Origin of the sequence: Bacillus sp. FSL K6-0073 (genome assembly GCF_038006085.1) — a bacterium.
Classification (GTDB): Bacteria; Bacillota; Bacilli; order Bacillales; family Bacillaceae_G; genus Bacillus_A; species Bacillus_A cereus.
Window position 1 is genome coordinate 4,056,939 of the sequence record NZ_JBBOUN010000001.1, and the last position, 12,257, is coordinate 4,069,195.

Consider the following 12,257-nt stretch of genomic DNA (forward strand, 5'->3'; position numbering starts at 1 on the left):
AATTCTTTGTTAACAACTCATAATAATTGTTACAGATTTTCGAAATGATTGTAAACCCTGTACCAAATTTCCCTCGTGCAGTATACAATGAATACGGATTACAAAGAAAATATAAAAATACTTTTTTAGACGGACAACTATAGCAAAATACAGCATATAATCCATACTATCTATGTTTACAAATAAGTGATCATTACTTTAGTAGGAGGAAGATAAATATGGCGGGTACTACGCTTGTTTTAAAAGAAGAAAATTTGGTTGTTCTAGAAAATGTTGAAAAATCAGTATATGAAGAGTTACAGCATAAAGCAGGAGATGAAGATTGTACATGTGCTGTGAACGAATCAGTTGTTCACCTTGGCAAGGTATCCTCTGTACTCTGGAATGAAGATGAAATAGATTGGGAATACGGATATTAAAAAGTCGCTTATAGCGACTTTTTTTCTCTTTTCTCTCTCTTTCTAAATTACATATACAAAGCGCAATCATAGAAAATATGATAAAATGAACTTAATTTTCAAACGGAAGAAAGGGAGATACAATGGAACAATTCATTAACCCTAGAGTGAAGGATATCCAAATTTCTGGAATCCGTCAATTCTCTAACATGATTCAAAACTATGATAATTTGATTTCTTTAACAATCGGACAACCCGATTTCCCTACACCTTCTCTCGTAAAAGAAGCGGCAAAACGGGCTATTACAGAAAACTATACAAGCTATACACATAACGCTGGTTTACTAGAATTACGTAAGGCAGCTTGTAACTTCGTAAAAGATAACTACGATTTACATTACTCACCTGAAAACGAAACCATCGTTACAATTGGTGCTAGCGAAGCAATTGATGTTGCATTCCGAACGATTTTAGAGCCAGGAACAGAAGTAATTTTACCTGCTCCTATTTATCCAGGTTACGAACCTATTATTCGATTATGCGGTGCAACGCCCATTTTTGTAGATGTTCGTGAAACTGGATTCCGTTTAACAGCTGACGCGCTAAAAAATGCTATTACAGAAAAAACAAGATGTATCGTACTACCATATCCTTCTAACCCAACTGGTGTAACTTTATCCACAGAAGAATTAAAAGATATTGTAGATGTTTTAAAAGATAAAAATATTTTCGTCCTTTCAGATGAAATTTATAGCGAGCTTGTGTATGAACAAAAGCATACATCTATCGCTCATTTCCCAGAAATGCGTGAAAAGACAATTGTCATTAACGGTTTATCTAAATCACATTCTATGACTGGCTGGCGTGTTGGACTTTTATTTGCACCAAGCTATTTAGCAGGACACATATTAAAAGTTCATCAATACAATGTAACGTGTGCTACTTCAATCGCTCAATACGCTGCAATTGAAGCATTAACAGCGGCTAAAGACGCACCCAAAATGATGCGCCACCAATATAAAAAACGCCGTGATTACGTATATAATAGACTCACTCAAATGGGATTAACAGTTGAAAAGCCAACAGGTGCATTTTACTTATTCCCATATGTTGGTCATTTGACATCTTCATCATTTGATTTTGCACTTGATCTTGTCAAAGAAGCTGGACTAGCTGTAGTTCCTGGAACAGCATTCTCTGAATACGGTGAAGGCTACCTCCGCTTGTCCTATGCATATAGTATTGAAACTTTAAAAGAAGGCTGCGACCGATTAGAAGCCTTTCTAATAAAAAAAGCTAAGAGTTAAACTCTTAGCTTTTTTTATGCATAATGATCACAAGTTTGACGTTTTAGTAATTTATGAGGAATAATGATACACTTTGCAGTGGATTCTGCATTCTCTACTTTATCAACTAAAGCTTTTGCTGCCTCATATCCTAGCTGATAAATATTCACATCAACTGTCGAAAGTGGCGGGCTCGCAATTTCTGATAATAAAGCATTATTAAAGCTTACAATAGAAACATCTTTCGGTACAATGAATCCTTTTTTAGAAAGAGCACTTAACACACCAAGTCCAATTAAGTCATCCGTTGCCATAATTGCCGTCGGCGGTTGCTGCAGTCCCATTAATTCCTCAACAGCTTGTTGACCACTTTCCCTCGAAAAATCAAAATGTAAAATATATTCTTTTGGTAATACAATGTCTGCTAATTTCAAGGCATCACTCATACCAGCTAAACGATCTCTCGTTACAAGTAAATCTGATCCACCACCAATGAACGCGATTTGCTTATGCCCTAATGAAATTAAATATTCTGCCACTTCTCTTGCAGCTGTATAATTGTCATTATCTACATATGTAATTTCATCTTTTCGATCATATGGTTTTCCTATTAAAACAAACGGGAAATTTTGTTCATGTAAATATTGAATAATCCGATCATTCTCCCTTGAATATAAAAGAATAATGCCACCAATTTGGCGTCCCTGTACCATCTTTACGACACCATTAAAAATTTCTTCTTCCGTTTCACCTGTCGACATGTAAAGCGCATAACCTTCTACGTGTGCAAATGAACTAATCCCTCTTATAACTTCTGGGAAAAATGGATTTTGAAAAGCTTTACTTGCAGAACTTGGCATAACAAGACCAAGTGTTTTCGTCGTTTGGTTCGCAAGATTTCTCGCATTTAAATTAGGATGATACCCTAATTCACTCATCACTTTCCTAACACGGCGCTTTGTCTTTTCACTTATACTTGGATTATCAGCAATTACACGAGAAACTGTTGATGGTGCAACATTCGCTTGCTTCGCCACATCTTTAATTGTAACTGTCATAAAAATCCCCCTCCTCTCATTTCTCTGCCATTTTTCATATATTTTATCTCGCACTCATTGCAAGTCATAAACTTTCATTTCTTATATCTTGCAAAACTAATCCTATTCTCCCTCTTCATGTATTGTAAGGGATATAGCTATTTTTTCCTATACTATAATATACTATTTATTTCACTTCTTTTCACATGTGATGTCAAATCTCTTTTCATCTCCCTATAAACTTATTTATAGGGAGATGAAAAGAAAAATGGGACGTAATGTCCCATTTTTCATCCTTTTGTACCTCCAGCTGTTAAACCAGAAATAAAGTATTTTTGTAGTGATAGGAATAAAATTGAAATTGGGATCGCAATTAACACAGAACCCGCTGCAAACGTTGTAAATTCATTACCGAATTTCTTCGCAACCATTTCATATAATCCAACTGCTAAAGTATAATTTTCTGGTGTTCGCAAAATAATACTCGCTAAAATGAAATCTGTAAATGGACCAATGAAAGTAAATAGCGCTACAACCGCTACGATTGGCTTTGCAAGTGGCATAATGATTTGCCAAAAAATACGAAAATGTCCTGCTCCATCCATACGAGCTGATTCATCCAGTTCTTTCGGAATCGTATCAAAATACCCTTTCATAAGCCATGTATTCATCGGAATGGCCCCGCCTACATAAATTAAAATTAATGCAAGGTGTGTATCAATTAATCCTGTTAATTGAGCTAATACGTATAGAGCAATTAACGCTGCAAAGTTTGGAATCATTTGCAGAATTAAAAATGTTAATAAACCATTTTTTCTTCCAACAAAACGATATCTCGAAAATGCATAAGCGGTAAAACTAATTGCTAACACTGAGAAAATCATCGTTAAAACACTTACTTTTAATGTGTTTTTATACCATAGTAAGTAATTACTATTCTCTAGATCTAATAACTTACGATAATGATCTAACGTTGCATTTTGTGGAATAATACTTGATCCAGATAAACTATCACCCGGATTAAACGATGAGCCAATAATCCATAATAACGGATAGAAAATGATGGCACACATTACGAAAATAACTAAATAACTTAATGAGAGACGTAACATCTTCTGTCTTTTAATATTCATTTACATCATATCCTCTTCTTGGAATGATTTTGTTCTCTTAAATTGCCATAACGCAACTGTAATAACGATTAACGATAATATCATTGTAAGAGCTGCTGCTTTTCCGTACTGCGCTGAAGTCATCGTTAACTTATAAATCCATGAAATTAAAATATCCGTTCCACCTGCGTCTTGTCCAGCTACAGCAGGACCTCCACCGTTGAATAGATAGATGATACTAAAGTTATTAAAGTTAAACGTATATTGCGTAATTAATATTGGCGCTGTTGCGTATAACACTAGTGGCAATGTAATTTTACGAAACTGTTGCCAAGCTGTCGCTCCATCTACTGTAGCCGCTTCATATAATTCTCCCGGAATCGATTGCAGTATACCTGTTGTCATCGCAAAGATAAACGGGAACCCAAGCCACGTTTGAATCATAATTAAAGCAATCTTCGCCCAAAATGGATCTGTCATCCAAGCAATCTTTTCAATTCCGAATAAAGCTAATACTTGATTGTTAATCGCTCCGAATGTTTCATTAAACATACCAGAGAAAACAAGAATAGATACGAATGCTGGAACCGCCCACGGTAAAATGAAGATTGTTCGAATAATCGCCTTTCCTTTAATACCGGGCTGATTTACGATAATCGCTAAGAAAATACCAAGTGCAACTTGTAATGTTGTTGCAACGAATGTCCAAATGACAGTCCAAGAGAATACACTTACAAATGTCTCTCTCCACATCGGTAAAGTGAAAATATCAATAAAGTTTTTAAAGCCCACCCAATCTACTAATTTAGCTGGAGGAGAATGATATAAATCATAGTTTGTAAATCCAATTAAAATTACGAAGATGATTGGAAATACGACCACAAAGATAAGTAGTAGAAAACCTGGTGAAACCATTAAATAAGGAAAACCTTGATCTAACAAATTACGGTATTGCTCTTTTACAGAATTTAACGGTGTTCCAATATCACGTTTCTTTCCATTTTGGTATGCATCATATAAGTTAAATGCATATATGCCGAGCCCAAAAGCGATAACGATAAGGGCCAAGATTCCTTCTACTAATAGAAAGACAGAATGGTCACGTGGAACTTCTGTACCAAGCGTTACAATACCCCATAATCCCATATTTAATAAATCAGCAAAGGCTACAATAAATGAACCTGTTAATACTAGAAAAATAAGACCTTTTACAAATTGTTTATTATACATTTGGCCCACGCCTGGAATGATTGATAACATGGTTGCCATTTTCCTATGCTTTGAATGGTTTAACCCATTTGCTGGTTCCATAGATGTTTGCATGTTCCTTCCCCCTTTTTTCTTCCTACATGGAAGGGAGAGAATTCGTGCCTCTCATATTAGAGGCACGAATTTCACCTTATTTTTTCTTGTTATGATTTGCCTCAATATTACCTTTAATTTGTTTCACTGCACTATCAAGCGCCGCTTTTGGTGCCTCTTTATCTGTAACAACTAATTGAAGCGCATCTCCAGCTGGTTTCCAAACTTCTTGCATTTCTGGAATGTTTGGCATTGGAATTCCATTTTCAGATTGCGTTGCAACTGCTTTTGCAGCTTCGTTATCTTTAATAATTGGATCTTCCATTACTGATTTTACTGGAGGAATTTCTTTTGTTTTCTCAAATCGAATTTTTGCGTTTTCTTCATTTGTTACCCACTCAGTGAATTTTGTAGCTAAATCATTTTGTTTAGAGAAACTTGTTACATGCCATCCTTTAACCCCAACAAACGTTTTCATTGGTTGACCATTTGGTAATTTCGGCATTGGAGCAACGCCATAATCAATCCCGTTCTTTTCCATTGCTTGGAACGCCCATGGGCCATTCATGATAGAAGCTGCTTTTCCTTCATTGAATAGTCCATCAGCAGCAGGCCCACCTGATTCACCGATAATACCTTTTGGGAATAATTTTTCCTTGTACCATTTTTGAAGATATTCAGCACCTTGTACTGCTCCGCTATTATTTAATCCAACATCACTTGCATTTGGCTTTCCATCTTTTTCACCAAATACATAACCGCCCATACCTGCCATGAATGCATTAGCAAAGTAAAAGTTATCTCCTAATGCTAAAAATCCGTACTTGCCATCTTTCGTAAATTCTTTTGAGAAGTTAAACAGCTCGTCCATCGTTTCTGGCGCTTTTGGCATTAGTTTTTTATTGTAAATAAAGACTGGTGTCTCAATTGCTTTTGGTAAACCATATAATTTTCCGTTATATGTCTGTGCTTCTATTGATGAATTAGTAAATTTACTCTTTACAGCATCATCTGCTTTCACTTCAGAAAGTAAACCTTCTGTTACTGCATTTCCGATTTGATCGTGTGGCAATGTTACAACATCTGGTCCAGTCCCCGCTGGCCCATCAAGGCGTAACTTCTTCACTTGATCTGTCATTTGCATTTCAACAACTTTTACTTTTACTTTATATTTTTCCTCAAAGCTTTTCACTGCTGGTTCTAAACCAACACCTTTTTTATCATCTTCCCAAACAAGAAGATCATAGTCTTTTTTCGCTTTACTTTCCTCTTTTTTCCCTGAATCTTTCGGTCCACATGCAGATAACATACCAATAGATAATGCTGAAACCGTTAATAATGATAATGCTTTCTTCATCCCAAAAACCTCCCTAAATTGTCTATGTACCTCAGTAACTGAAAACGTTTGCATTTAATAGTTTAATTGAAGCGCAAACAATATCTCAATCTATGAAAACGTTTGCGCTATTTGTCTATCATTATACATTCTTTTATTCATTTTGCAAATATTAATTTAAAAATTATGTCATTATACTCTTTATACATTGACTTTATATAAAATGAATACTACTCTTATAAGCAATATTAAAGCTACGAGAAAGGCAATCGTTTGCAATACAGGCTTTATTATTACACTTAAGGGAATACTATGTATAGAGATATTGAAGGGGGATTTTCTATATGTTTAAAGAAGCCATTTATCATAGGCCGAAAGATAATTATGCATACGCTTATGATGAACAAACAATTCACATCCGAGTACGTACTAAGAGAGATGATATTCAAAGCACCGATCTTATTTACGGTGATCCTTACGAATGGAAAGACGGGAAATGGATATCAGCAAGTACACCCATGAAAAAAACGGGTTCTACTGCATTATTTGATTATTGGTCCATTGCAATCGAACCAAAATTTAAACGCTTACGTTATGGGTTTGAATTAAAATCTGAAACAGACACTCTTATTTATGCAGAGCGAGGATTCTTTTCTAGCATTCCAAATGATGATGTTGGTAACTTTTTCTGTTTTCCATTTATTCATGCAGATGATGTATTCAAAGCACCACCTTGGATTAAAGACACCATTTGGTATCAGATTTTCCCTGAACGATTCGCTAATGGCGATAGTACGCTGAATCCAGAAAACACCCTTCCTTGGGGAAGTGCGAATCCAACTCCAACTAATTTTTTCGGCGGAGATTTTTCTGGTGTTATTCAAAACCTTGATTACCTTGTTAAGCTTGGCATTTCCGGAATATATTTCACACCTATTTTCAAAGCTCATTCAAACCATAAATATGACACAATTGACTATATGGAAATTGACCCACAATTTGGGACGAAAGAAACTTTTAAAGAGCTCGTTGAAGAATGTCATAAGCACGGTATAAAAGTAATGCTCGATGCTGTGTTTAATCATAGTGGATACTTTTTCGAGAAATTTCAAGACGTACTAGAGAATGGTGAGAAGTCCGCATATAAAGAGTGGTTCCACATTCATGAATTTCCGATTATAACCGAACCACTTCCAAATTATGATACTTTCGCCTTTACACCGTATATGCCTAAATTAAATACAGCTCATCCAGATGTAAAAGAATACTTACTTGAAGTAGGACGTTATTGGGTACGAGAATTCAATATAGATGGCTGGCGCCTTGATGTCGCCAATGAAGTCGATCACAACTTTTGGAGAGAATTCCGAACTGAAATAAAGACACTAAATCCTGAAGTATATATTTTGGGAGAAATTTGGCACGATGCCCTTCCGTGGCTACAAGGCGATCAATTTGATGCTGTCATGAGCTATCCTGTTACAAATGCTCTACTTTCTTACTTTGCTAACGATTCCATTAAAGCAAGTGAATTCATGAAGCAAATTACAGAATCTCTACATTCCTACTCTATGAATGTAAATGAAGCAGCATTTCATTTATTAGACAGCCATGATACTCCAAGAATTTTAACAACATGCAACGGAGATAAAAATAAGTTGAAATTGCTCTATGTATTCCATCTTTCTTTCATCGGCTCTCCTTGTATTTATTACGGGGATGAAATTGGTATGGATGGCGGCATGGACCCTGATTGCCGTAAATGTATGATTTGGGATACTAAGGAACAAGATCATGCATTATTTACCCATATACAAACATTGATTTTATTACGTAAACAACATAAAGCATTTGGAGGACATGGTACTTTTCAATTCATCGAAGCAAATGATGAACATAATTATATTTCTTATACGAAAACATATGAGGATGAAACTATCTTTTTCGTTTTAAACCCTACTAATAGTGAAGTTACAGTTTCACTCCCTCTTCATGTTACTGGTAAGAAAATAATTAACATTTATACAAACGAAGAATTTTCAGCGGAAGCAAGTGTATTACAAGTTACACTTCCTCCATATGGATTCTCCATATTAAAATGGTAATCCTAAAAAGCCTTATGCCAAGTTTGAAATGGCATAAGGCTTTTTCTTATTTCAATTTGAACACTATCGCTTCATACGGACGTAATGGAATGTTATCTATTGATCCGATTTCTACATCGTAATTGTGTATAAATAACTCTGATTCACTATAACTAATATCCTTAGGCATTTCAAATACACTTTCATCCGCAGTAAAGTTTGCAATGACAAGTAGTTTTTCATCTCCATATGTTCTTACATAAGCAAAAATAGAAGGGTCATTATCTAATATTAAATCATATGATCCATACACAACTATTTCATTATTTTTGCGTAGTTCAATTAATTTCTTATAGTAATAAAAAATTGAACCTTCATCTTGGATTGCTTGTTTCACATTAATCTCTTTATAGTTAGGATTTACAGTAATCCAAGGTTCACCTTTTGTAAATCCAGCGTGATTCTGATCATTCCACTGCATCGGAGTTCTAGCATTATCACGACCCTTTATATAAATAGATTCCATTACTTTTTCTATATCTTCACCATGGTCTATCACTTTTTCTTTATACATATTTAACGTTTCAATATCTCGATATTCATCAATTGATTGGAATCGAACGTTCGTCATTCCAATTTCCTCTCCTTGATAAATATATGGCGTTCCTTTCATCATATGAAGAACTGTCGCTAACATTTTTGCTGATTCAATGCGATACATTCCATCATTACCAAAACGAGATACAACGCGAGGCTGATCATGATTATTCCAATAAAGGCTATTCCATCCGGTATGCTCTAATGCTTTTTGCCACTTTGTTAAATTCTCTTTTAAAGTAAGAAGTGAGCATGGTTTTACATCCCACTTTCCACCTTCTCCTGAATCTAAATCCATATGTTCAAATTGGAATACCATTTGCAACTCTTTTCGTTCTTCTCCAGTATACAATTTCGCTTCTTCTGTCGTTACACCAGGCATTTCACCAACCGTCATAATATCATAATGCGATAATACTTCCTCATTCATTTCATGTAAATATTTATGAATGTTTGGACCGTTCATAAAATGCTTATGACCTGAAACATACCCCTCTTCTTCTGTTTCAACAGCTGGTAATCCCTCTTCTTTAGAAATAAAATTAATAACATCCATACGGAAGCCATCAATTCCTTTTTCTAACCAAAACTTCATCATTTCATAAACATCTTGTCTTACCTTTTCATTATCCCAATTTAAATCTGGCTGTTTTTTAGAAAACAGATGTAAATAATATTCATCTGTCATTTCATCATACTGCCATGCTGATCCACTAAACGCTGCTCCCCAGTTATTCGGCTCTTTTCCTTCTTTTCCAGGGCGCCATATATAGTAATCTCTATATTTATTATCTTTTGATTTACGTGATTCAATAAACCAATTATGTTCATCCGAAGTATGATTAACAACTAAGTCCATCATAAGTTTCATATTACGTTCATGCATTTCATGTAATAGCTCATCCCAATCTTCCATTGTTCCGAACTCGTTCATAATTTTACAATAATCGCTTATATCATAACCATTATCATCATTTGGAGATTCATAGACTGGTGATAACCAAATCACATCAATCCCTAACTCTTTTAAGTAATCTAGCTTTGAAATAATCCCTTGAAGATCTCCTATACCATCACCATTACTATCCATAAAGCTACGAGGATAAATTTGATATACTACACTTTCTTTCCACCATTGTTTTTCCATTATGCTACCCCATTTCATTCATCATTCATTTTTCTCTTTTTTAAGGCGCAAACGTTTTCATTAATGAATGATAACAGATTCTATCTCAATTTAAAATAGCGCTTACAATTTTTATTGTTCTTTTTCTAAGAAAACATATGAAAACCACTAATAAATCTCCAATAAATGAAAACGTTTTATTTTTTTATTTATTTTTTGAATCTATTCGTTTATAATGAACTCAAAGAAAACGTTTGCATAATTATTTCTAGGGGGAAATACCATGGCAGAACTTAAATTAGAAAACATTTATAAAATATATGATAATAACGTAACAGCTGTAACTGATTTTAATTTACACATTCAAGATAAAGAATTTATTGTATTTGTCGGTCCTTCTGGATGCGGAAAATCTACAACATTACGAATGGTAGCTGGACTTGAAGATATTTCAAAAGGCGAGTTTTCAATTGATGGTAAACTAATGAATGATGTTCCTCCAAAAGATCGAGATATCGCTATGGTATTCCAAAACTACGCTCTTTATCCACATATGAGTGTATATGATAATATGGCATTTGGATTAAAACTTCGAAAAATACCAAAAGATGAAATCGATCGTCGTGTGAAAGATGCAGCAAAAATTTTAGGACTTGAACAATATTTAGATAGAAAACCGAAAGCATTATCAGGTGGACAGCGCCAACGTGTTGCTTTAGGTAGAGCAATCGTTCGAGATGCAAAAGTTTTCTTAATGGATGAACCATTATCAAACTTAGATGCTAAACTCCGTGTTGCAATGCGCTCAGAAATTTCTAAGCTACATCATCGCCTTGGAACAACAACAATTTATGTAACACATGATCAAACAGAAGCAATGACTATGGCTTCGCGTCTTGTCGTTATGAAGGATGGAAAAATCCAACAAATTGGAACTCCAAAAGAAGTATATGAAACACCAGAAAACATTTTCGTGGGTGGATTTATCGGCTCACCAGCTATGAACTTCTTCCGTGGTAAATTGACTGAAACCGATTTCGTTATAGACAATACTATAAAAATTAAAGTATCCGAAGGAAAAATGAAGATGCTACGTGAACATGGCTATGTAAATAAGGAAATTGTTTTAGGTATTCGTCCAGAGGACATTCATGATGAACTACTATTTTTAGAAGCTTCACAATCTACTGCCTTCACAACAAAAATTGAAGTCGCTGAGTTATTAGGTGCTGAATCCATTTTGTATATGAAACTTGGGAATCAAGATTTTGCGGCACGTGTAGATGCAAGACATACGTTTTCACCTGGTGACCAAATTAAATTAGCATTTGATATGAATAAAGCGCATTTCTTTGATAACCAAACTGAACAACGTATTCGCTAAAAAATTTATCTTTACTATACACATACAAAAAACCGTCCACATATATTGAGGGCGGTTTTCATTATTATACTAGGGCTTCTACTGTATGAAATGATTGTCCTTTCGTGCTAATAATACCGAAAATCGGTAAATCACTAAGCACCACTTCTTCTTGCTGTTTCATAAAAGATGACGTTAATTGTTTTATCTCTATCCAAACGTCATTAATACAAAGTACATTGGAATCGTTCTCTTGTTGGCGAGAAAAAATAGAATCTATTTTATATAAACCTGCATTTTGAAAAAGCATATCAATGCGACTGAATGCATTCAAAGTAATGCTAATAACGCGTTGCCAATCTCCTTGCTTTCCCATATCATAGGATACAAAAAGTGCCTCTCCGCCTAGATTCATAATTTCCTCCACTGTTGCTTGTCCACTCTCTTGATCAATGTCCGTCACAATAACTTTTGCGCCTTGTTTAGCCAACAAAAGAGCTGTATTACGTCCAATACCGATGCCACCGCCAGTTACGATAGCAACTTTTCCTGCAAGCTTCATTTTCATTACCCCTTCTATAAGTCTTACCGTCATTCAGTATACTCCTTTATAAGA

General features: G+C 34.9%; 10 protein-coding genes. 4 read left to right on the forward strand and 6 right to left on the reverse strand.

Annotated elements, in window-relative coordinates; all coding sequences use genetic code 11:
• The first annotated feature begins 218 nt into the window (after positions 1 to 218).
• Both MHB52_RS20820 and MHB52_RS20825 read left to right on the forward strand, forming a co-directional pair.
• Positions 219 to 419, forward strand: coding sequence for a hypothetical protein (locus tag MHB52_RS20820; RefSeq protein ID WP_000929276.1), 201 nt, complete (start codon positions 219 to 221; stop codon positions 417 to 419).
• 122 nt (positions 420 to 541) lie between these two features.
• Entirely contained in the window at positions 542 to 1,705 is a 1,164-nt protein-coding gene (locus MHB52_RS20825) for an aminotransferase A (protein ID WP_000434574.1), read from the forward strand.
• A gap of 14 nt (positions 1,706 to 1,719) precedes the next feature.
• Here MHB52_RS20825 and malR read toward each other — a convergent pair whose 3' ends face one another.
• From malR to MHB52_RS20845, 4 genes are all read right to left on the reverse strand, one after another.
• A complete protein-coding gene (malR, locus tag MHB52_RS20830; RefSeq protein ID WP_000219051.1) occupies positions 1,720 to 2,742 on the reverse strand; it encodes a maltose operon transcriptional repressor MalR in 1,023 nt (340 codons plus the stop codon).
• A gap of 269 nt (positions 2,743 to 3,011) precedes the next feature.
• A complete protein-coding gene (gene malD / locus MHB52_RS20835; protein ID WP_001022608.1) occupies positions 3,012 to 3,854 on the reverse strand; it encodes a maltosaccharide ABC transporter permease MalD in 843 nt (280 codons plus the stop codon).
• Positions 3,855 to 5,156 carry a maltosaccharide ABC transporter permease MalC gene (gene malC, locus MHB52_RS20840; protein WP_001194993.1) on the reverse strand — a complete coding sequence of 434 codons (1,302 nt, stop codon included), beginning with the start codon at positions 5,154 to 5,156 and terminating at the stop codon, positions 3,855 to 3,857.
• Between the two features lie 76 nt (positions 5,157 to 5,232).
• Positions 5,233 to 6,492, reverse strand: a complete 1,260-nt coding sequence (locus MHB52_RS20845; RefSeq protein ID WP_000709923.1) for an extracellular solute-binding protein — start codon at positions 6,490 to 6,492, stop codon at positions 5,233 to 5,235.
• Positions 6,493 to 6,815: 323 nt separating this feature from the next.
• Here MHB52_RS20845 and MHB52_RS20850 point away from each other — a divergent pair, with 323 nt between their 5' ends.
• Positions 6,816 to 8,576, forward strand: a complete 1,761-nt coding sequence (locus MHB52_RS20850; protein ID WP_000471788.1) for an alpha-glycosidase — start codon at positions 6,816 to 6,818, stop codon at positions 8,574 to 8,576.
• Positions 8,577 to 8,622: 46 nt separating this feature from the next.
• Here MHB52_RS20850 and malL read toward each other — a convergent pair whose 3' ends face one another.
• Positions 8,623 to 10,299 carry an oligo-1,6-glucosidase gene (gene malL / locus MHB52_RS20855; RefSeq protein WP_000415178.1) on the reverse strand — a complete coding sequence of 559 codons (1,677 nt, stop codon included), beginning with the start codon at positions 10,297 to 10,299 and terminating at the stop codon, positions 8,623 to 8,625.
• 262 nt (positions 10,300 to 10,561) lie between these two features.
• On the opposite strand from malL, the gene MHB52_RS20860 reads away from it, so the two are divergent.
• A complete protein-coding gene (locus MHB52_RS20860; protein WP_061663487.1) occupies positions 10,562 to 11,662 on the forward strand; it encodes an ABC transporter ATP-binding protein in 1,101 nt (366 codons plus the stop codon).
• Between the two features lie 64 nt (positions 11,663 to 11,726).
• Here MHB52_RS20860 and MHB52_RS20865 read toward each other — a convergent pair whose 3' ends face one another.
• Positions 11,727 to 12,236: an SDR family NAD(P)-dependent oxidoreductase gene (locus MHB52_RS20865; RefSeq protein ID WP_000218410.1), complete on the reverse strand. Its 510-nt coding sequence runs from the start codon at positions 12,234 to 12,236 to the stop codon at positions 11,727 to 11,729.
• Positions 12,237 to 12,257: the final 21 nt, after the last annotated feature.

Excerpts from the sequence above, each read along its gene's own strand:
- MHB52_RS20820 (WP_000929276.1), top strand. The coding sequence starts at position 219 with ATGGCGGGTACTACGCTTGTTTTAAAAGAAGAAAATTTGGTTGTTCTA.
- malR (WP_000219051.1), bottom strand. The coding sequence starts at position 2,742 with ATGACAGTTACAATTAAAGATGTGGCGAAGCAAGCGAATGTTGCACCA.
- MHB52_RS20825 (WP_000434574.1), top strand. The coding sequence starts at position 542 with ATGGAACAATTCATTAACCCTAGAGTGAAGGATATCCAAATTTCTGGA.
- malD (WP_001022608.1), bottom strand. The coding sequence starts at position 3,854 with ATGAATATTAAAAGACAGAAGATGTTACGTCTCTCATTAAGTTATTTA.
- MHB52_RS20860 (WP_061663487.1), top strand. The coding sequence starts at position 10,562 with ATGGCAGAACTTAAATTAGAAAACATTTATAAAATATATGATAATAAC.
- MHB52_RS20845 (WP_000709923.1), bottom strand. The coding sequence starts at position 6,492 with ATGAAGAAAGCATTATCATTATTAACGGTTTCAGCATTATCTATTGGT.
- MHB52_RS20865 (WP_000218410.1), bottom strand. The coding sequence starts at position 12,236 with ATGACGGTAAGACTTATAGAAGGGGTAATGAAAATGAAGCTTGCAGGA.
- malL (WP_000415178.1), bottom strand. The coding sequence starts at position 10,299 with ATGGAAAAACAATGGTGGAAAGAAAGTGTAGTATATCAAATTTATCCT.
- malC (WP_001194993.1), bottom strand. The coding sequence starts at position 5,156 with ATGCAAACATCTATGGAACCAGCAAATGGGTTAAACCATTCAAAGCAT.
- MHB52_RS20850 (WP_000471788.1), top strand. The coding sequence starts at position 6,816 with ATGTTTAAAGAAGCCATTTATCATAGGCCGAAAGATAATTATGCATAC.